The 20,833-nt window shown below is 56.0% G+C and carries 20 protein-coding genes, 1 tRNA gene and 1 pseudogene; 11 read left to right on the top strand and 11 right to left on the bottom strand.

Translation table 11 applies throughout. The features are described 5' to 3' along the window. Window positions 1-10: 10 nt before the first annotated feature. Window positions 11-943: an aspartate carbamoyltransferase gene (gene pyrB, locus L466_RS01200; RefSeq protein WP_014168402.1), complete on the bottom strand. Its 933-nt coding sequence runs from the start codon at window positions 941-943 to the stop codon at window positions 11-13. A gap of 34 nt (window positions 944-977) precedes the next feature. Next, window positions 978-1,082: a pyrBI operon leader peptide gene (locus tag L466_RS23415; protein ID WP_168769597.1), complete on the bottom strand. Its 105-nt coding sequence runs from the start codon at window positions 1,080-1,082 to the stop codon at window positions 978-980. Here L466_RS23415 and L466_RS24180 point away from each other — a divergent pair. Continuing rightward, window positions 1,062-1,179: pseudogene (locus tag L466_RS24180) on the top strand (hypothetical protein). The gene L466_RS23415 and the pseudogene L466_RS24180 sit on opposite strands and share 21 nt — an antisense overlap. A 3-nt stretch (window positions 1,180-1,182) precedes the next feature. On the opposite strand, the gene L466_RS01205 reads toward L466_RS24180, so the two are convergent. From L466_RS01205 to arcA, 5 genes are all read right to left on the bottom strand, one after another. Then, complete coding sequence (locus L466_RS01205; RefSeq protein WP_025205741.1) at window positions 1,183-1,662, bottom strand: arginine repressor; 480 nt, start codon at window positions 1,660-1,662, stop codon at window positions 1,183-1,185. A gap of 80 nt (window positions 1,663-1,742) precedes the next feature. Further along, window positions 1,743-3,146, bottom strand: a complete 1,404-nt coding sequence (locus L466_RS01210; protein ID WP_032681838.1) for a YfcC family protein — start codon at window positions 3,144-3,146, stop codon at window positions 1,743-1,745. A 46-nt stretch (window positions 3,147-3,192) separates the two neighbouring features. After that, window positions 3,193-4,197, bottom strand: a complete 1,005-nt coding sequence (gene argF / locus L466_RS01215) for an ornithine carbamoyltransferase (protein WP_020885389.1) — start codon at window positions 4,195-4,197, stop codon at window positions 3,193-3,195. A gap of 90 nt (window positions 4,198-4,287) precedes the next feature. After that, complete coding sequence (gene arcC, locus L466_RS01220) at window positions 4,288-5,199, bottom strand: carbamate kinase (RefSeq protein WP_014168407.1); 912 nt, start codon at window positions 5,197-5,199, stop codon at window positions 4,288-4,290. Window positions 5,200-5,209: 10 nt separating this feature from the next. Next, window positions 5,210-6,430, bottom strand: a complete 1,221-nt coding sequence (gene arcA / locus L466_RS01225) for an arginine deiminase (protein ID WP_020885388.1) — start codon at window positions 6,428-6,430, stop codon at window positions 5,210-5,212. Between the two features lie 675 nt (window positions 6,431-7,105). Between arcA and L466_RS01230 the strand changes: the two genes are divergently transcribed. From L466_RS01230 to L466_RS01250, 5 genes are all read left to right on the top strand, one after another. Further along, the gene (locus tag L466_RS01230; RefSeq protein ID WP_032682070.1) at window positions 7,106-7,558 is read left to right on the top strand and encodes a YhcH/YjgK/YiaL family protein; all 453 of its coding nucleotides are present in this window, start codon (window positions 7,106-7,108) and stop codon (window positions 7,556-7,558) included. 218 nt (window positions 7,559-7,776) lie between these two features. Beyond that, on the top strand, window positions 7,777-8,685 hold the full coding sequence (gene yagE / locus L466_RS01235; protein ID WP_032681837.1) for a 2-keto-3-deoxygluconate aldolase: 909 nt from the start codon (window positions 7,777-7,779) through the stop codon (window positions 8,683-8,685). Window positions 8,686-8,699: 14 nt separating this feature from the next. Then, a complete protein-coding gene (gene yagF, locus L466_RS01240; protein WP_032681835.1) occupies window positions 8,700-10,667 on the top strand; it encodes a xylonate dehydratase YagF in 1,968 nt (655 codons plus the stop codon). Between the two features lie 335 nt (window positions 10,668-11,002). Beyond that, window positions 11,003-12,385: an MFS transporter gene (locus tag L466_RS01245; RefSeq protein ID WP_072126504.1), complete on the top strand. Its 1,383-nt coding sequence runs from the start codon at window positions 11,003-11,005 to the stop codon at window positions 12,383-12,385. Between the two features lie 11 nt (window positions 12,386-12,396). Beyond that, window positions 12,397-14,016, top strand: a complete 1,620-nt coding sequence (locus L466_RS01250; RefSeq protein ID WP_032681834.1) for a glycoside hydrolase family 43 protein — start codon at window positions 12,397-12,399, stop codon at window positions 14,014-14,016. A 4-nt stretch (window positions 14,017-14,020) separates the two neighbouring features. Here L466_RS01250 and xynR read toward each other — a convergent pair whose 3' ends face one another. The 3 genes from xynR to L466_RS23895 form a co-directional block, all read right to left on the bottom strand. Further along, a complete protein-coding gene (gene xynR / locus L466_RS01255) occupies window positions 14,021-14,779 on the bottom strand; it encodes a DNA-binding transcriptional repressor XynR (protein ID WP_025205733.1) in 759 nt (252 codons plus the stop codon). 133 nt (window positions 14,780-14,912) lie between these two features. Further along, window positions 14,913-15,917: an ornithine carbamoyltransferase gene (argF, locus tag L466_RS01260; protein ID WP_032681833.1), complete on the bottom strand. Its 1,005-nt coding sequence runs from the start codon at window positions 15,915-15,917 to the stop codon at window positions 14,913-14,915. Next, the gene (locus tag L466_RS23895) at window positions 15,887-15,961 is read right to left on the bottom strand and encodes a putative translational regulatory protein ArgL (protein ID WP_223399268.1); all 75 of its coding nucleotides are present in this window, start codon (window positions 15,959-15,961) and stop codon (window positions 15,887-15,889) included. The genes argF (L466_RS01260) and L466_RS23895 overlap by 31 nt, the downstream gene beginning before the upstream one ends. A 120-nt stretch (window positions 15,962-16,081) precedes the next feature. Between L466_RS23895 and rraB the strand changes: the two genes are divergently transcribed. The 5 genes from rraB (at window position 16,082) to L466_RS01285 (ending at window position 19,727) form a co-directional block, all read left to right on the top strand. Further along, on the top strand, window positions 16,082-16,507 hold the full coding sequence (gene rraB, locus L466_RS01265) for a ribonuclease E inhibitor RraB (RefSeq protein ID WP_014168417.1): 426 nt from the start codon (window positions 16,082-16,084) through the stop codon (window positions 16,505-16,507). 46 nt (window positions 16,508-16,553) lie between these two features. Continuing rightward, window positions 16,554-17,312 carry a tRNA isopentenyl-2-thiomethyl-A-37 hydroxylase MiaE gene (miaE, locus tag L466_RS01270; RefSeq protein ID WP_032681832.1) on the top strand — a complete coding sequence of 253 codons (759 nt, stop codon included), beginning with the start codon at window positions 16,554-16,556 and terminating at the stop codon, window positions 17,310-17,312. 30 nt (window positions 17,313-17,342) lie between these two features. Continuing rightward, a complete protein-coding gene (locus tag L466_RS01275) occupies window positions 17,343-18,071 on the top strand; it encodes a hypothetical protein (protein ID WP_032681831.1) in 729 nt (242 codons plus the stop codon). A gap of 104 nt (window positions 18,072-18,175) precedes the next feature. Beyond that, a tRNA-Leu gene (locus tag L466_RS01280) sits at window positions 18,176-18,260 on the top strand. A gap of 198 nt (window positions 18,261-18,458) precedes the next feature. Next, on the top strand, window positions 18,459-19,727 hold the full coding sequence (locus L466_RS01285; RefSeq protein WP_032681830.1) for a tyrosine-type recombinase/integrase: 1,269 nt from the start codon (window positions 18,459-18,461) through the stop codon (window positions 19,725-19,727). 243 nt (window positions 19,728-19,970) lie between these two features. Here the strand turns inward: L466_RS01285 and L466_RS01290 are convergent, their stop codons facing one another. Beyond that, window positions 19,971-20,813, bottom strand: a complete 843-nt coding sequence (locus L466_RS01290) for a hypothetical protein (protein ID WP_032681828.1) — start codon at window positions 20,811-20,813, stop codon at window positions 19,971-19,973. Between the last annotated feature and the right edge of the window lie 20 nt (window positions 20,814-20,833).

The raw sequence follows: 20,833 nt of genomic DNA, 5'->3' as shown, positions 1-20,833 counted from the left end.
TCATTTCCCCTTACAGAGCCAATTCGCGATTCAGAACCAGTGCCAGTAACGCCTGGCGGGCGAAGATGCCGTTTCCGGCCTGCTGGAAGTACCAGGCGTGCGGCGTTTTATCCACGTCGGTGGTGATCTCATCGATACGCGGCAGCGGGTGCAGCACCTTCATATTCTCGCGTGCGCCGTCGAGGTCGCTGGCGCGCAGCACAAACTGTGCCTTCACGTTGGCGTATTCAGACGGATCCAGACGCTCTTTTTGCACGCGGGTCATATACAGAATATCAACGTTGCCCATCACCTCTTCGATGCTGGCATGCAGACTCCACGGGATCCCTTTTTCGTCCAGCATGTCGAGGATGTACTGCGGCATCGCCAGCGCGTCCGGCGCGATGAAGAAGAAGTGGTTGCCGTTAAATTTCGCCAGCGCCTGGGTCAGCGAGTGAACGGTGCGGCCATATTTCAGGTCACCCACCATGGCGATGTTCAGGTTTTCCAGACGGCCCTGCGTTTCCTGAATGGTGAACAGATCCAGCAGGGTCTGTGTCGGATGCTGGTTGGCCCCGTCTCCGGCGTTCAGCACCGGAATACCGCCGGAAAATTCGGTCGCCAGACGCGCCGCGCCTTCCTGCGGGTGGCGCATCACAATCGCGTCAACGTAGGTACTGATAACTGAAATGGTATCCGCCAGCGTTTCGCCTTTTTTACCCAGCGAGGTGTTGCTGCTGTCTGAAAAACCCACCACGCTCGCGCCGAGGCGGTGCATGGAGGTTTCGAAGGAGAGGCGGGTGCGGGTCGACGCTTCGAAGAAGCAGCTCGCAATCACCTTGTGCTTCAGCAGTTCCGGTTGCGGATTTGCCTTCAGTTTTGCCGCGGTTTCCAGAACCAGTTCCAGCTCTTCGCGGCTGAGGTCGTTTATGGAAATGATGTGTTTTTGATAAAGCGGATTCATGTTTATCTCCTGACGCCGGGCAAAAAAAAGCCCCTCAAATGAGGGGCTCTGGGAATAGATTGTGCAACGGGAAGAAAAACGGCAGGCCAGCGTCTGATTTCAGACGCGGTAAGACGTTATGTCGTACACGCTTGACCATGCTTCCTCCCGGCAAATTGTCGGGCATTATACGCAGCTCGATTTTCGGATCAAGGGGTTTAATGCACACTTTACTCAATGCAAACGGTTCTTTATGAATATTAATTCGTTCTGAGTAAATAATTAATTTGTTTATGCACCAGCGCAGTACGCTTCACCACCCGGGGAGCGACCCAGACGATACTGCTTCCGGCAACCACACCTAAAATTTCCGGTAACTGGTGATAATCCAGAATTCGCGCCACCGCACGGCCATATCCGGCCACGGTATGAACAAGGATAAATTCGCTATTATGCTCCACGCTCACCACCATTTCGGAAACGGTACGCGCGGCATCGGGGGCAGGGCGCAACTGAGGATTCAACGAATAAATCTTTAGCCCTTTGGCATTTCGAATTTTTATGACACCGAGCAATTTCAGCAGACGCGAAACGGTCGACTGGCTGATGCTGTCAAACCCTCTCTCCTGCAAATCGCGGCGGATTTCTTCCTGGGAGAGATAACTCTTTTCGGCGATCAGCTGCTGGCACACCGTTAGCTGCAGTTGTTCTCTGGGAGAGCAGTCTTCGTAATCCATCATATTTCCCATATCAGTTCCCGACATAACCGGTGGCACCGCACCGGTCCGTAGGCCGGACAGGCGCAGTGCCAGCCGGCAAATTACAACAAGGCACCCAGGCTTAACGCCACCATAATCACCACCGTCAGGATCGCCAGCAGCGGCGCAACCCATTTCAGGTAACGCACGTAAGGCACACGGGCAATCGCCAGACCGCCCATCACAACCGCTGAGGTCGGCGTGACCAGGTTAACGATGCCGGAGGCCGACTGGTAAGCCGTAACCACCAGGTCGCGGTTGACGTTAGCGAAATCAGCAAGGGGTGCCATGATCGGCATCGTCAGAACGGCCAGGCCGGACGAAGAAGGCACAAGAAACGACAGCACGACCTCAAGCCAGTACATCACGTTGATAAACGCCACCGTGGACAACCCGCTGACCAGCCCTTCCGCGCTGTGCAAAATGGTGTGGGTAATCATGCCCTTATCCATAATGACTACGATACCGCGCGCAATGCCGATAATCAGCGCGACGCCCAGCAAATCTCGCGCGCCGTTGATAAACGTCGAGGTCAGCTCCTCTTCGCTCATGCGGGCAATCAGCCCGACGATAATGGCGCTGGCCAAAAATACCGCCGAGATCTCCGCCATCCACCAGCCCAGCACCGCTACGCCGTAGATCATCACCGCGAAGGCGAGGGCGAAGATCAGCAGAATAATTTTGCGCACCGGGGTAAATTCCAGCGACTGCTCGCCTTTATTGCCGAGGAAGTGGGCGAGGTTCTCTTCCTGCTTGTCTGCGACGATGGAGCATGACGGATCCAGACGCACTTTACGGGCATAGCGCATCACCCATGCCACGCAAATGATCCAGCCGATCACCAGCAGCGCCACGCGCAGGGCGATACCGTTGGTGAACGGGATCCCGGCGGCGTTAGCGGCGATCACCGTGGCAAACGGGTTGATGGTGGAGCCGAGCGTGCCGATCCCCGCCCCGAGCAGCACGGTGGATGCGGCGACAACCGGATCGAAACGGGCGGCCAGCATTACCGGGACCAGCAGGGTATAAAAGGGCAGGGACTCTTCGGCCATGCCGTAAATGGTGCCGCCAGCCGCGAACAGCGCCATCAGGATCGGGATCATCCACTCTTCACTTCCGCGAAGGCGGGTGGTTACGCGTTCGATCCCGGCGTCGATCGCCCCGGTTTTGGTGACGATCCCGAGAAATCCCCCGATGATCAGGATAAACAGCGCGACGTCGATCGCCCCGGCCTGGCCGGAAACGGGATCGTACAGCCCGGCAATGGGGGCCATCAGTACGGAAACCAGCCCCTGCGGATGCGCCGCCACGTGCGCGTACGTTCCGGCAATCGGCACTTCTTTACCGAGGGTTTCATTCATTGCCATCTGATACTGACCGGCAGGCACGACCCAGCTCAGTGCCGCCACAACGGCAATCAGAAAAAAGAGAATGGTGTAAGCGGAGGGAAACTTGAACTTGCCCATGATGTTCTCCTGTACCCGGCGCACCCCGTGGCGCGCCGGGCGGTGATTAGTCGCCGAGTGTCGCCACCATGACCGCTTTAATGGTGTGCATGCGGTTCTCTGCTTCGTCAAAGACGATTGAGTTCGGTGATTCGAAGACCTCTTCCGTCACCTCCAACCCTTTCAGGCCGTAGGCCATCTCGATTTCACGGCCGACTTTGGTGTGTTCGTTGTGGAACGCCGGCAGGCAGTGCATGAACTTGACGTTCGGGTTGCCGGTGGCTTTCATCACCTGGGCGTTAATCTGGTAAGGCTTCATCAGGCTGACGCGCTCGGCCCAGGCCTCTTTCGGCTCGCCCATCGAGACCCACACGTCGGTGTAGAGGAAATCGGCACCGTGTACGCCTTCCTCCACGTCGTCGGTGAGCGTGATGCGTGCGCCGGTCTCTTTGGCGATGGCGCGGCACTGCTCAACCAGCCCGGCTTCCGGCCAGAACGATTTCGGTGCGACGAGGCGGATATCCATCCCCATTTTGGCGGCACCGACCATCAGGGAGTTGCCCATGTTGTTCCGCGCGTCGCCAAGGTAGGCAAAGCTCAGGTCCGGCAGGGTTTTGCCCGGAGCATGCTCCAGCATGGTCATCAGGTCGGCGAGGATCTGCGTGGGGTGAAACTCGTCGGTCAGGCCGTTCCACACCGGCACGCCCGCATACTCGCCCAGCTCTTCCACGATGGCCTGGCCGTAGCCGCGATACTCGATGCCGTCGTACATCCGCCCCAGCACGCGGGCGGTGTCTTTCATCGACTCCTTGTGGCCAATCTGCGAGCCGCTTGGGCCGAGGTAGGTCACCTGTGCGCCCTGGTCAAAGGCACCGACTTCAAAGGCGCAGCGGGTGCGCGTGGACGTTTTTTCAAAAATCAGGGCGATGTTTTTCCCGACCAGGGTTTGTTTTTCACGTCCGGCTTTTTTGGCGGCTTTGAGTTCGATGGCCAGGTCGATCAGGTACTGGATTTCTGCTGGGGTGTAGTCCAGCAGTTTGAGGAAGTTACGGTTTTTCAGATTGATGGTCATTGGGTCGTCCCTTTTAAAATGGTGTTGTCTGGTGCCCTCACCCCGACCCTCGCCCACAGGGAGAGAGGGAAGGTGAGGGGAAAATACGGTTCAGTGGCGAATCAACGTGCCTTTCTCGCCCGCCAGAATGTCTGCCCCGTCGGCCAGCGCGCCGATCCCGGCGATGCCGTTGCAGGCCTCGACAAACTCGCGGCAGGCGGCCACTTTTGGCCCCATCGAACCGGCGTCAAACTGCATGCCCCTGAGCAGTTCCGGCGTGACCTGTGCCAGCGGACGCTGGGTTGGTTTGCCCCAGTCGAGGTACACCGCGTCGGCATCGGTCAGGATCAGCAGGGCATCGGCTTCAATCTGGCGCGCCAGCAGGGCGGCAGAGAGGTCTTTGTCGATCACCGCTTCAATGCCGTGATACCCATTGGCGTTTTCCACCACCGGCACGCCGCCGCCGCCGTTGCAGATCACCAGGTGATCGCGCTGTATCAGTGCCGTGATGGCGTCGCTCTCAACGATGCGTTTCGGCTGTGGAGAGGGAACCACCCGGCGGAAATAGCTGCCGTCGGCCTTGAACACCCAGCCTTTCTCCGCCTGCAGCGTTTTTGCCTGGGCTTCGCTGTAGACCGGGCCGATGTATTTGGTCGGGTTAGTAAATGCCGGATCGGCGGCGTCCACTTCCACCTGGGTGAGCAGGACGCTCACCTCACGCTGGGGCAGGTTGTTTTTCAGCGCCTGCTGGAGCATGTAGCCGATCATTCCCTGACTTTCAGCGCCGAGGATGTCCAGCGGGTAGGGCGTGACTTTGTCGTACGCGCTGTTTTGCAGCGCCAGCAGCCCAACCTGCGGCCCGTTGCCGTGAACCAGTACCACGCGCCACTGTTCCGTCAGCCCGGCGATGGTGCGAGCCGCTAGCTCGATGTTCTGGCGCTGGATCTCCGCTTCCAGCGGCTCGCCGCGTTTCAGCAATGCGTTACCGCCAAGCGCCACAACCAGAGTGGGTTTTCGTTCCATGATGGCTCCTTTAAATTCCGTCGCGTTCCAGTGGGCAGCTCATGCAGCGCGCGCCGCCGCGGCCGCGTCCCAGTTCGTCACCCGGGATAGGCAGCACGGTGATACCCGCTTTGTCATATTTCTCGTTGGTCCAGACGTTACGCTCGTAGCCAATCACTACGCCCGGGCGGATGGTCAGCACGTTATTCGCGTCATTCCACTGTTCGCGTTCGGCTTCAAAGGCGTCGCCGCCGGTGGTGATCAGGCGTACCTGATTAATGCCGAGTGCTTTTTCAATGGCGTGCAGCAGATCCGTTTCCTGGGTGCGCAGCAGGCCACCGCGGCCGTCCGGGGTGAGCGTCCAGCACTGAGCGTCTTTGCGCACCACTTCCGGGTAGACGGAGAAGGTGTCCACGTCGATGTGGGTCATGACGGTATCGAGGTGCATACAGGAGCGGTGTTTTGGCAGTTCCACAGCGATGACGCGCTCGGCCTGGCGGTGTTTGAACAGGCTATTGGCGAGGAACTCAACGCCCTGCGGCGTGGTGCGTTCAGACATGCCGATTAACACTGCGCCGCGGCCAATAACTAATACGTCGCCGCCCTCTAACGTGGCGTGGTCGTAATTAATGTTTTCATCGCCGAAATACTTAATAAAATCGCCATCGGCAAATGCAGGGTGCCAGCGATATATGGCTCGGAGATTATTGGTTTCACGCTGGCGGGCCGCTTTGGCCATCGGGTTAATTGACACGCCGTTATAAATCCAGCACGAGGTATCGCGGGTAAATAAATGGTTAGGCAGTGGCTTCATAATAAAATCATTTGCCGTGTGGGTATCCACCACCATATTTTTAAAGGCTGCCGGAATTTCACCGTAGGTTAATCCGCCGCTTAATCTGCGTGCCAGTTCGCGGTGTGGCATATCTGCCAGCCAGCCGCGCACGTCGCCAGCAAAGGTTGGCCCGAGGCGATAGTCAGAGATTTGCGTCTCCAGCAGCCAGGTTTTGGCCTCCGCAATATCAAGCGTTTGCGTGAGAAGGTCGGTCAGCAGCAAGACTTCCACACCCTGTTCGCGCAGGGTGTTAGCGAAGATGTCATGCTCTTCACCCGCCCGCTCAACCGAGAGCACATCATCGAATAGCAGCTCCTGGCAGTTCGATGGCGTTAAACGTTTCAGACTTAAATTTGGGCGGTGCAGCATAACGCTACGCAATTGACCAATTTCAGAACCGACGTAATGCTTTTCCATAATTATTCCTTTAACTGTTTTTCAGAATAAAAAGGGCATGCGCCATGTGATGTCTTTATTTACATGGCGGCTAAGCTCAATTGATTTCGAGATTTATAGTAGGCGCTTAAATAATGAATATTGTGACGTCGCTCACGTGAAAATGGCTATTAAGGAGTTTGTTTTCATTTGCATGATTCGTATCAGATAATGATTAATTTGATTATATTTGCGGGTGAATAGCTAAGCAGGATCCGTTGGCATTATTTGGAGTTGTTATTATTTTGTAGAATTTAATGTTTTGACATATTTAGTTATGGTATTGATTTTAATGACAATTAAGCGGCACGCAGAATGACTATGCACTATTATCCATTAACTATTTTTGACTTAAGAAAAATCAATAAATAATTATGGGATTTAATAGCAAATTACCAAAATGATAAAGTGTGAAGTCACAGAGAGTTTTGCTATGAAGCGTATACGATCAGTAAGTTAGCATCACGGCCTGAAAGCGGAGGGCTGAGGTTATGCATAAAGACTGCATAAATGCCTGTGAGCAATTAACAGTGGAGTAACACATTTCCCGATAAACATGCGCTCGCGCAAAACTCATCGAAAAAGCGGTGGTAGGACAGTCTGAATTCTCGTATAAAAGATTAAAATGAAACGATGTTTTATATTGAGGATTTATTTATGATCGCTGGCAACATCCATCATCTGCAGTCCTGGCTACCTGAAGAACTGCGTCAGGCTATCGAGTACGTCAAGGCGCACGTTACCGATGCTACCCCCTGTGGCAAACACGACATCGACGGCAACAACCTGTTTTATCTGGTGTCTGAAGATATGACCCAGCCGTTTGCCGAGCGCCGCGCTGAGTATCACGCCCGCTATCTGGATATTCAGATAATCATGAAAGGCCAGGAGGGGATGACCTTCAGTACCCTGCCGCACGGTACGCCGGACACCGACTGGCTGGCGGATAAAGACATCGCGTTTTTGCCCGAGGGCGGGCAGGAAAAAACGGTGGTGTTAAGTGAAGGTGATTTTGTGGTGTTCTATCCGGGTGAAGTGCATAAGCCGCTGTGCGCGGTGGGCGCGCCTGCGAAGGTGCGTAAAGTGGTGGTGAAAATGCTGGTGGGGTAAGCCCTGTTAGCGTTAAAGAAGGGTAAAACGTTCCCTCTCCCGGTGGGAGAGGGTGAAAGCATCAGGCCGCAGCCCGTCATTATGTGATCCAGCTTATATTTTCCGCACTCCCTCATCGCCTCCCATTTACCTGCGCTTTTTCTGCGTCATAGTATGATCGTTAAATTAATGAACGCTGTTCTATAATGTAGAACAAAATAATTCAGCAAGGAGATCTCATGCCGCAGACCGCGTTGTTCACGGGAATCATTCCCCCTGTCTCCACCATCTTTACCGCCGATGGACAGCTTGATAAACACGGCACCGCCGCGTTGATCGACGACCTGATCGCCGCAGGCGTCGATGGCCTGTTCTTTTTGGGCAGCGGCGGCGAGTTCTCCCAGCTAAACGCCGAAGAGCGTAAAACCATTGCCCGGTTTGCTATCGATCATGTCGATCGCCGGGTGCCGGTGCTGATTGGCACCGGTGGCACCAACGCCCGGGAAACCCTTGAACTGAGCCAGCATGCGCAGCAGGCCGGCGCCGACGGGATCGTGGTGATCAACCCGTACTACTGGAAAGTGTCCGAAGCGAATCTGATCCGCTATTTCGAACAGGTGGCAGACAGCGTCACGCTGCCGGTAATGCTGTATAACTTCCCGGCGCTGACCGGGCAGGATCTGACTCCGGCGCTGGTCAAAACCCTGGCCGACTCGCGGAGCAATATTGTCGGCATCAAAGACACGATCGATTCCGTCGCCCATCTGCGCAGCATGATCCACACCGTCAAATCTGCCCATCCGCACTTCACGGTGCTGTGCGGCTATGACGATCATCTGTTTAATACCCTGCTGCTGGGGGGCGATGGCGCGATCTCGGCCAGCGGTAACTTTGCTCCGCAGGTGTCGGTGAACCTGCTGAAGGCCTGGCGTGACCAGGAGGTGGCGAAGGCGGCCGAATACCACCAGATCCTGCTGCAAATACCGCAGATGTATCAGCTCGATACGCCGTTTGTGAACGTCATTAAAGAGGCGATTGTGCTGTGCGGCCGCCCGATCTCCACATACGTGCTGCCGCCCGCGTCGCCACTGGATGAGCCGCGTAAGGCGCAGCTGAAAACCCTGTTGCAACAGCTCAAGCTCTGCTGAGCCGGAAGACGACGATGACCATTGAGAAAATTTTCACCCCACAGGACGATGCGTTTTATGTCGTCATCACCCATGCGGCCGGGCCGCAGGGGGCACTGCCGCTGACCCCGCAAATGCTGATGGAATCCCCCAGCGGTAACCTGTTTGGCATGACGCAAAACGCCGGTATGGGCTGGGACGCCAACAAGCTGACCGGCAAAGAGGTGCTGATTATCGGTACGCAGGGCGGCATTCGCGCCGGGGACGGACGACCTGTTGCGCTGGGCTACCACACCGGGCACTGGGAGATTGGCATGCAGATGCAGGCGGCGGCGAAGGAGATCACCCGTAATGGTGGGATCCCGTTTGCGGCCTTCGTCAGCGATCCGTGCGACGGACGCTCTCAGGGCACCCACGGCATGTTCGACTCCCTGCCGTACCGTAATGACGCGGCAATCGTGTTTCGTCGTCTGATCCGCTCCCTGCCGACGCGGCGCGCGGTGATCGGCGTGGCAACCTGCGATAAAGGGCTGCCCGCGACCATGATTGCGCTGGCCTCCATGCATGATCTGCCGACCATTCTGGTGCCGGGTGGGGCGACGCTGCCGCCGACCGTGGGGGAAGATGCCGGAAAAGTGCAGACCATTGGTGCGCGTTTCGCTAACCATGAGCTGTCGCTGCAGGAGGCCGCCGAGCTGGGGTGCCGCGCCTGCGCATCACCCGGCGGCGGCTGTCAGTTTCTCGGCACCGCGGGAACGTCACAGGTGGTGGCCGAAGCGCTGGGTCTGGCGCTGCCGCACTCCGCGCTCGCCCCGTCCGGGCAGGCCGTGTGGCTGGAGATTGCCCGTCAGTCTGCGCGGGCGGTGAGCGAGCTGGATAACCGTGGGATCACGACCCGCGATATCCTGACCGACAAAGCCATTGAAAACGCCATGGTGCTTCACGCGGCGTTTGGCGGATCCACCAACCTGCTGCTGCACATCCCGGCGATTGCCCATGCGGCGGGCTGCACCATTCCGGATGTGGCGCACTGGACGCGCATCAACCGTAAGGTTCCGCGTCTGGTGAGCGTGCTGCCAAACGGCCCGGACTACCACCCGACGGTGCGTGCTTTCCTGGCGGGCGGCGTGCCGGAGGTGATGCTCCATCTGCGCAAGCTGGGGCTGCTGCATGAAGATGCCATGACCGTTACCGGCCAGACGGTCGGGGAGAACCTCGACTGGTGGGAAAACTCAGCGCGTCGGGCGCGTTTTCGTCAGTGCCTGCGCGAGCAGGACGGCGTCGATCCGGATGACGTGATCCTGCCGCCTGAACGCGCCCACGCGAAAGGCCTGACCTCGACGGTCTGCTTCCCGACCGGCAATATCGCGCCCGAAGGGTCGGTGATCAAAGCCACGGCCATCGACCCGTCTGTTGTGGATGACGATGGCGTTTACCGCCATACCGGCCGGGTGCGGGTGTTTGTCTCTGAAGCGCAGGCCATCAAGGCCATCAAGCAGGAGGCGATCCAGCAGGGCGATATTATGGTGGTGATTGGCGGAGGCCCGTCCGGCACCGGCATGGAAGAGACCTACCAGCTGACTTCCGCGCTAAAACATATCTCGTGGGGCAAGACGGTATCGTTGATCACCGATGCGCGCTTCTCGGGGGTATCAACCGGGGCGTGCTTCGGCCATGTGTCGCCGGAAGCGCTGGCAGGTGGCCCCATCGGCAAGCTGCGCGACAACGATATCATTGAGATCAGCGTCGACCGCCTGTCCTTAACGGGCAGCGTTAACTTTATCGGCACGGCGGAACAGCCGCTGAGGCCGGAAGAGGGGGCGCGCGTGCTGGCGTCGCGTCCGGTGCATCCTGACCTGCACGCCCACGCATTTTTGCCGGACGATACCCGCCTGTGGGCGGCTCTGCAGTCGGTGAGCGGCGGCACCTGGAAAGGGTGTATTTATGACACCGATAAAATCATCGAGGTAATTAACGCCGGTAAAAAAGCGCTCGGTCTTTAATTATATTTCTGGCTCTTGTCGTCTACGGAAAATATTCCGTGGACGGCTTTTGCATGTCTGTTTTTTATTATTGCGTAAATAATCTAATTACATGAAAAGAAAGGTCTTTAAATGATATCAGGATGTCGAGTGGCGTCACAAAAGCAAAATATCATAATTCAGAAATAAGATATGACCATTGTCGGTTAATTGAACACTTAATTACACTCTATTAACACGATGTTGTGAATTCAGCACACGAAATAAGGGTGTATTCCTGATGATGCACCGGGCATTTATTTGCCTGAATCAGGACCCTGGCGTTTGCACTGTTCCACGTACTGCCGTTGGGGGTAATGATGCAATTAACCATGAAAGATAAAATTGGCTACGGGCTGGGTGATACCGCCTGCGGCTTTGTCTGGCAGGCCACCATGTTCCTGCTGGCCTATTTCTATACCGACGTGTTTGGCCTGTCGGCGGGCATTATGGGGACGCTGTTTTTAGTTTCCCGCGTGCTGGATGCCGTCACCGATCCGCTGATGGGGCTGCTGGTTGACCGCACCCGCACGCGTCACGGCCAGTTCCGTCCGTTCCTGCTGTGGGGCGCGATCCCGTTTGGGATTGTCTGCGTGCTGACCTTCTACACGCCGGACTTCTCCGCGCAGGGTAAAATCATCTATGCCTGCATAACCTACATTCTGCTGACCCTGGTCTACACCTTCGTTAACGTCCCTTACTGCGCCATGCCGGGCGTCATCACCGCTGACCCGAAAGAGCGCCACGCGCTGCAGTCCTGGCGCTTTTTCCTCGCGGCGGCGGGATCGCTGGCCATCAGTGGCATTGCGCTGCCGCTGGTGAGCATCATTGGTAAAGGCGATGAGCAGGTCGGCTATTTCGGCGCCATGTGCGTGCTGGGGCTGAGCGGCGTGGTGCTGCTCTACGTCTGCTTCTTCACCACCAAAGAGCGCTACACCTTTGAGGTGCAGCCGGGGTCGTCGGTGTCGAAAGACCTCAAGCTTCTGTTCGGCAATACCCAGTGGCGCATTATGTGTGCGTTCAAAATGATGGCGACCTGCTCCAACGTGGTCCGCGGCGGGGCGACGCTCTACTTCGTGAAATACGTCATGGATCACCCGGAGATGGCGACGCAGTTTCTGCTTTACGGCAGCCTCGCCACCATGTTTGGTTCGCTCTGCTCATCCCGCCTGCTGGGGCGCTTTGACCGGGTGACCGCCTTCAAGTGGATTATCGTGGCCTACTCCCTGATCAGCCTGCTGATTTTCTTCATCCCGGCCGAACATATCGCCCTGATTTTCGCCCTTAACATTCTGTTCCTGTTCGTCTTTAACACCACCACGCCCCTGCAGTGGCTGATGGCTTCTGACGTGGTGGATTACGAGGAGAGCCGCAGCGGTCGCCGCCTCGACGGGCTGGTGTTCTCCACCTACCTGTTCAGCCTGAAGATCGGTCTGGCGATTGGCGGCGCGGTGGTGGGCTGGATCCTGGCGTATGTGAACTACTCCGCCAGCAGCAGCGTGCAGCCGGTCGAAGTGCTGACCACCATTAAAATTCTGTTCTGCGTGGTGCCGGTGGTGCTCTACGTGGGCATGTTCATCATGCTGTCGTTCTACAAACTCACCGACGCCCGCGTGGCGGCCATCAGCCAGCAGCTGATTAAGCACCGTGCAACGCAGGGTGACGCCGTGCCCGACGCTGCGACAGCCGCATCCCATTAACAGGAGGCAACATGACAACGATAACAAACCCGATCCTCACCGGCTTTAACCCGGACCCGTCCCTGTGCCGTCAGGGGGAGGATTACTACATCGCCACCTCGACGTTTGAATGGTTTCCGGGCGTGCGTATCTACCACTCCCGCGACATGAAGAACTGGTCGCTGGTCAGCACGCCGCTGGACAGGGTGTCGATGCTGGACATGAAGGGCAACCCGGACTCCGGCGGCATCTGGGCGCCGTGCCTGAGCTACGCCGATGGCCAATTCTGGCTGCTGTACACCGACGTGAAAATTGTCGATTCGCCGTGGAAAAATGGCCGTAACTTCCTCGTCACTGCGCCCTCCATCGAGGGGCCGTGGAGCGAACCGATCCCGATGGGCAACGGAGGGTTTGACCCGTCACTGTTCCACGACGACGATGGCCGCAAATACTACCTCTACCGGCCGTGGGGGCCGCGCCATCACAGCAACCCGCATAACACCATCGTGATGCAGGAGTTTGACCCGCAGACTGGTACCCTTTCGCCCGAGCGCAAAACCCTGTTTACCGGCACGCCGCTCTGCTACACCGAAGGGGCGCACCTTTATCGTAAAGAGGGCTGGTACTACCTGATGGTCGCCGAAGGCGGCACCAGCTATGAACACGCGGTGGTGGTGATGCGCTCAAAAACGCTCGACGGGCCGTACGAGCTGCATCCGGACGTGACGATGATGACCAGCTGGCATCTGCCGGAGAACCCGCTGCAGAAGAGCGGCCACGGCTCGCTGCTGCAGACCCACACCGGGGAGTGGTATATGGCCTACCTCACCAGCCGACCGCTGCGCCTGCCGGGTATACCGCTGCTGGCCTCGGGCGGGCGTGGCTACTGCCCGCTGGGACGCGAGACCGGCATTGCGCGCATCGAATGGCGCGACGGCTGGCCGTACGTTGACGGCGGCAAACACGCGCAACTGACCGTCCCCGGCCCGCAGATAGCGGAGCAGCCCGCCGTCTCCCGGGACAGCTGGCGGGAGGATTTCGACGGCAGCACGCTTGACCCGGAGCTGCAGACCCTGCGCATTCCGTTCGACGACACCCTCGGCTCGCTCAGCGTGCGCCCGGGGTATTTGCGGCTTTACGGCAACGACTCGCTCAACTCGACCTTTACCCAGTCGACCGTGGCCCGCCGCTGGCAGCACTTCGCCTTCCGGGCAGAGACGCGCATGCAGTTCTCGCCGGTTCACTTCCAGCAGAGCGCCGGGCTGACCTGCTACTACAACAGTAAAAACTGGAGCTACTGCTTTGTGGACTACGAGGAGGGGCAGGGCAGAACGATCAAAGTGATCCAGCTTGACCACAACGTGCCGTCGTGGCCGCTGCATGAACAGCCGATCCCGGTACCGGACAGCGCAGAGAGCATCTGGTTACGGGTTGACGTCGACACCCTGGTTTACCGTTACAGCTACTCGTTTGACGGTGAGACGTGGCACACCGTGCCGGTGACGTATGAAGCGTGGAAACTGTCGGATGACTACATCGGCGGCCGCGGCTTCTTTACCGGCGCGTTTGTCGGCCTGCACTGCGAAGACATCAGCGGTGACGGCTGCCACGCTGACTTTGATTATTTCACCTACGAACCACTCACGAAATAGCGGCTCAGGCCGGGTAACCCAGCGCGCGTGAGAGCTGGAGCCCGGCCTGCTGAAGTTGCTCGCGGAAGCTGGCCAGTTCGGCGTCATCCACCCGCGACGTCAGCGTCGACAGACTCAGGGCGGCAATCACGCGGGATTCATGGTTCCACACCGGTACCGCCACGCAGCGCACGCCCTGCTCGTTCTCTTCGCGGTCGAAGGCATAACCCTGCTCGCGGGTCTTGGCGAGGGCCTCCAGCAACGCGTCGCGGGAGGCAAGGGTGGAAGGGGTATAGGTGGTGTACTGATAGCCCTCAAGCAGGGCGTTCAGCTCGGCCTCGCCAAGCCAGGCAATCAACACCTTGCCGATGGCGGTGGCGTGAACCGGCAGCCGACGACCAATGCGTGAATAGGCGATAGCCGCCAGCTTGCCTTCGATCTTCTCGATATAAACGCCTTCACGACCGTCCAGGATCCCCAGATGGGTGGTCTGCCCGGTACGCTGCGACAGCTCCGTCAGCCAGCCTTTCGCCTTCTGGCGAATATCGATTGAGCCCACCACAAAATGGCCGCGCTCAACCAGCTTCATGCCGAGGCGATATTTACCGTTTTCCGGGTTCTGATCGATATAGCCGTGAAGCTGCAGGGTTTTCAGCAGCGAGTGGAGGGTACTTTTGCTCAGCCCCATCAGTTTGCTAATGTCGGTGATCTTAAGCTCGGTGGCCTGCTCGTTAAACAGGTCGAGGATCTGCAACGCACGTTCAACAGACTGAATAATCGGCATAATGCTGGTATGTCCACGCAGGAATTAAGGCGAAAACGTACCTTTTTCAGGCGGAAAAATCAATGAAGTGGCGCCGGTTTACGCCCTCTCCCGGTGGAAGAGGGCCGGGGGGAGGGCACAAGACTACAGAGGATCACTCCCCAAGCGTCGCCACCATCACCGCCTTAATGGTATGCATCCGGTTTTCCGCCTGGTCAAACACAATGCTCGCCGCCGATTCAAACACCTCGTCTGTCACTTCCATTCCGCCGTGCAGATCGAACTCTTTCGCCATCTGCTTACCCAGCGTGGTCTGGTCGTCATGGAATGCCGGCAGACAGTGCAGGAACTTCACGCCCGGGTTACCGGTCAGCGCCATCATCTGCGCGTTCACCTGATACCCGCGCAGCAGGGCAATCCGCTCGGCCCACTTCTCTTTGGCCTCGCCCATCGACACCCACACATCGGTATAGATGAAGTCCGCCCCTTTCACGCCGACCGCGACCTCTTCTGTCAGGGTGATCTTCCCGCCATTCTTCTCCGCCAGCGCGCTGCACTCCGCCACCAGGCGCTCTTCCGGCCAGCAGGCTTTCGGTGCCACCAGACGCAGATCCAGCCCGGTTAACGCTGCCGCTTCCAGCATCGAGTTACCCATGTTGTTACGCGCATCGCCCGCATAAACCAGCGTCATCTCGTTAAACGCTTTGCCCGGCAGGTGCTCCTGCATGGTCAGCAGGTCCGCCAGCAATTGCGTCGGGTGGAACTCGTTGGTCAGCCCGTTCCACACCGGCACGCCTGCATACTGCGCCAGCGTTTCGACCACGTCCTGGCCGTGACCGCGATACTGAATGCCATCGTACATCCGCCCGAGTACCCGCGCGGTGTCCTTAATTGATTCTTTATGCCCAATCTGGCTGCCGCTCGGCCCTAAATACGTGACGCGCGCGCCCTGGTCAAATGCGGCAACTTCGAAAGAGCATCGTGTACGGGTTGAGTCTTTTTCGAAGATGAGCGCGATGTTTTTGCCAGTAAGCTTTTGTACTTCCTTACCCTTTTTTTTATCGGCTTTAAGCTGAGCGGCAAGGGTCAGCAGGGAATTGAGCTGTGCAGGGGTAAAATCGAGCAATTTCAGAAAGTGTTTCTTGTACAGATCAGACATTTTATCCTCACATGGCAAACGCCACTTATTGAATTAAAATTCACTTTATATGTCTAATTATTCATTTGCAACCCCGTTTCACAAATCTTTCCAACAAAGGTGGAGGCAAACCCGTCCGTGTGTGAAAATAGAAGTATCTGCCGCACTTTAAAGAGGAATGAGCCATGGCAAACCCGGAACACCTGGAAGAGCAACGCGAAGAGACGCGCCTGATTATCGAAGAACTGCTGGAAGACGGTAGCGATCCGGACGCGCTGTACACCATCGAGCACCATTTCTCTGCTGACGATTTCGACGCGCTGGAAAAACTGGCGGTAGAAGCTTTCAAACTGGGTTACGAAGTGACCGAGCCGGAAGAGCTGGAAGTGGAAGAGGGCGACACCGTCATCTGCTGCGATATTCTGAGCGAAGGCGCGCTGAAAGCAGAACTGATCGACGCTCAGGTCGAACAGCTGATGAACCTGGCCGAGAAGTTTGAAGTGGAATACGACGGCTGGGGAACCTACTTCGAAGATCCGAACGGTGAAGACGGCGAAGAAGGCGACGACGAAGATTTCATCGACGAAGACGACGACGGCGTGCGTCACTAAGCGTTTCAGGCGGTGGCGCGCGCCACCGCTTTTTCAAGGCAGAACCATGGATTACCCGCAGATACTCGCCCCCGTTCTTAACTTCCTCCAGTGCCCGACCCCACAAGCATGGATTGATCACGCCCGCGACCCGGCAAACCTGCCGCTGCTGCTCACCGACCACATGGTGTGCGAGCTCAAGGCCGCCCAGACCGCGCTGCTGCTGGTGCGCAAATACGTCGCCGATGAAAGCGGTGCAGACGCGCTGCTCGACTGGCTCAAACCCTACGAAGCGTTCACCTTCCGCGAAGGCCCGGAACCGGATTTTGTGGCCCTGCACAAGCAGATTGGCAAAAGCGTCATGCCCAAAACTGACGACCCGTGGGGCCAGGCGCTTATCGACAGCATGGTGCTGCTGATTAAAGAAGAGCTGCACCACTTCTGGCAGGTGCGCGAGGCGATGCTGGCGCGCGACATTCCGTACGTCAAAATCACCGCCAGCCGCTACGCCAAAGGAATGCTGAAAGCGGTGCGCACGCATGAACCGCTGACGCTTATCGACAAGCTCATCTGCGGTGCCTACATCGAAGCCCGCTCCTGCGAGCGTTTCGCCGCGCTGGCCCCGTTCCTCGACGACGACCTGCAGAAGTTCTATCTCTCGCTGCTGCGCTCGGAAGCGCGCCACTATCAGGACTACCTGACGCTTGCCCAACAGGTGAGCGACGACGATATCTCACCGCGCATACAGCTTTTTGGCGAAATTGAAGCCACACTTATCTCGACACCGGACAACGAGTTTCGCTTTCACAGCGGCGTGCCGGTGTAAACCGGCATAGCGAAAAGAAAAGGATGCGAGATGAATAAAACGTGGATCCGTATAGTCGTGGTGACTCTCCTGGCCGCCGTCGTGGCGTTCTGGGTCTACTTCGACAAACAACGCCAGCACACCCCCGAACAGCAGCTTGATACCACCCTCAACGCAATGCCCGCCTGGCAGGTGATAAAAGAGCAGGAGCCTGTGCTTCATCAGCGCATTATTGACCAGATGGCGGCCCTGCAAAAAGCCGGCGAGCCGGAACAGAAGATTATCGACACCATCCAGCCGCAGATCCTGCATCTGCAGATGTCGCGCCTGCAAAACGCGCCGGACGCTAACGTGGTGAACTATATGACGATCAACATGGAGCAGACCGCTGCCATTCAGAAGGTGAGCGACGACGCCTGTTTCCGCTTCCTCTACCCGGCGGTAAAAGGGGGCGTCAACCCGATGCGCATGCTGGATAAAGACCTGATGACGCGGCGTATGCAGGCAGACGCCGACATGATGCGTGCGGCCTACGGCAAAAACCGCCATACCGTGACCCCGGAAGAACGCGAAGCCGCGGTGACGGATGTCCGCCCGATTATGAAAACGCTGGCCGACAAGTACGGCGAGGACATCCAGCTACTGCAGATGCCGGAGAAGGCGGTGGGCAAAGAGAAGCTCTCCTGCGACATGGTGCAGGAGATGTGGGCGAAGGTGCTGGCGCTGCCGGAGCAGAAGGCGGCAGGCGTGATTCGACTGGCGGTTTCCGAGGTAGAATGACAGGGCGCTGGTTTTTTGGGCACTTAGCGTAGGTTTAGCGCGTCGCCGCTTGCATGGCGACGCGCGACAGGTATAATCCACAACGTTTCCGCATCCCCTTCAGTGCCGAAGTGGCGAAATCGGTAGACGCAGTTGATTCAAAATCAACCGTAGAAATACGTGCCGGTTCGAGTCCGGCCTTCGGCACCATCGGAACATCAATAGACGTCAACGGACGTCTTTTTTTGTGCCCGAAATCCAGTATCCGCAAGGCTTTCCTCGCTTTTTCACTCAACCTAAGTCAACCTGATTCAATCTACATCAACTAACTGATGCGGGTACAACTGCGGGTATATCGCGGTTCGATAATGTTTGTACCCACACAGAACCCTTGAAAGGATACTCATCATGGCTCTGAGTGATGTGAAGGTTCGTTCGGCTAAGCCTGAAGCAAAAGCCTATAAACTGACTGACGGTGAAGGCATGGTTCTGCTGGTTCACCCTAACGGTTCTAAATACTGGCGGCTTCGTTATCGCTTTGGCGGTAAAGAGAAGATGCTGGCGCTGGGGAAATACCCTGAAGTCTCACTGGCGGATGCCAGGGCACGCCGGGATGAAGCCCGCAAACTATTAGCTAATGGCGTCGATCCTAGTGAGAACAAGAAAGCCGTTAAGGTAGAGCTGGAGCAAGAGGCGATAACGTTTGAAGTGGTCGCCAGAGACTGGCATGCCAGCAATCAAAAGTGGTCGGCATCGCATAGCGCTCGTGTATTGAAAAGCTTGGAAGACAATTTATTTGCTTCAGTTGGGAAGCGAAATATCAAAGATATTGGTACTCGTGACTTACTGGTCCCAATTAAAGCAGTGGAAAAGTCAGGACGCCTTGAAGTGGCTGCGCGTCTTCAACAGCGAACAACGGCAATAATGCGCTTTGCGGTACAGAACGGCTTAATTGATTACAATCCTGCACAAGAGATCACTGGTGCGATCGCAACAGCTAAACGAAAGCATCGCGCTGCGCTAGATCTCAATCGCATTCCTGAGTTACTCCATCGCATTGATAACTACACCGGCAGACCATTAACGCGGTTAGCTGTGGATTTGACGTTACTGGTTTTCATCCGTTCGAGCGAGTTACGTTTTGCTCGCTGGACAGAAGTGGATTTTGAAACGGCTATGTGGACGATTCCGGGCGAGCGTGAGCCACTGGAAGGAGTTAAGCATTCTCAACGTGGTTCGAAGATGCGTACTCCACATCTTGTTCCTTTGTCGCGACAAGCTCTCGCTATCTTGCAAAAGATCAAAAGCATGAGTGGAAACCGTGAGCTGATCTTTGTGGGCGATCACGATCCGCGTAAACCTATGAGTGAAAACACGGTGAACAAGGCGCTGAGAGTGATGGGTTATGACACGAAAACGGAAGTATGTGGGCATGGTTTCAGGACGATGGCGTGTAGCTCGTTGATCGAGTCGGGATTATGGTCGAGGGATGCGGTAGAGCGGCAGATGAGTCACCAAGAGCGTAGCTCTGTGCGAGCAGCTTACATCCACAAGGCGGAGCATCTGGGAGAGCGCAGGTTAATGCTGCAGTGGTGGGCGGATTATCTGGATGCGAATCGGGAGAAGGGGATTACGCCGTTTGACTATGCGAAAATTAATCGGGGTAATGGTGGATAAATAGTTGGGCTGAAGTGGGAAGCATCTCTGGTTGCAGCAATTGACTGCAATATATGTATTAGCTCAAACTTAGCCTAACAACTTTATATGTTGAAACCAGTAAAACCTGACTGTCAGGTTTGTGTAAAAAACAGGAATACGGTATGCATGCTTACTTAGAGGGGCCTGAAGTAATAGGGAGCTCACAGCTTGTTGTGAGCTCAGCTTCGTATTCACGATATATGGTGTTTGTTAAGATTGCTATTATTTTAGAGGCCATATCTTTCTGGTTTTTAAGAAACTATCGTCAACAGTGTAACTATAAAAATGTTCATTCAGACCAAAAAAACCTTCGATATTATATTTATAGCAAGCGATCTGAGAAAGCTCAGATAAAATTGTTGCAAGCCATCGAGCGATAGTTAGAGAATAGTATCTTCCCCACTTTTGTACGATAACGTTTTGGCCAGTACGTGTTGAGGAAGACTTAACATCTTGCATAATATTTCCGGTCTCATCTGTATGCAATACCATTGTAAAACGTGACATCATAGCATCGATTAATTCAGCATCCCCTTCAACACGTCTTTGAGCAGTTGTACCGTAATAATGTTTTTCTAGTATGCACTCAGCTACTTCTCCCCACCACTTGTTAATAGGTTCATCACTGGTTAAAGAGGGGTTACCTAATGAAGCAAAATTTGCATACCTACCTCTCCGAGCATCAGCAAATGAATCTAAACATTCAAGTATCTTGTGAGGAATTTTTCCTGTAGGCATTTTATATTCAAGTAATAGTTCCATTTTTTTGGAAATATTCTCAACCTCATTGGTCAAGTCGATTAGTTTGTGTCCAAATTTTCTCACAACTTTCTCATCAGGCATTCTTCCTTGGTTCTCAATAGCATAATGCGCAACCAATATTAACTTTGAAAGCCTTTCTAACCCAACTGAAAGTCCAAAGAACGCAGTGTAATATTCTCCCATCTTGTCAGCGTAATTGGCCCTACCTATAGCTGTTGCACCTGATCCAATGAGATTACAGACTAATGATGCTTCTCGGCCTAGAGCATGCCATTCAGGTACTTCCCATGGGTTTCTACTCACTTTGCTATTTTCCTTTTATA

This window comes from Enterobacter sp. BIDMC 30, from assembly GCF_000534355.1.
In the GTDB taxonomy this organism is placed as follows: domain Bacteria; phylum Pseudomonadota; class Gammaproteobacteria; order Enterobacterales; family Enterobacteriaceae; genus Enterobacter; species Enterobacter ludwigii.
This window is presented reverse-complemented; position numbering and strand designations above follow the sequence as displayed.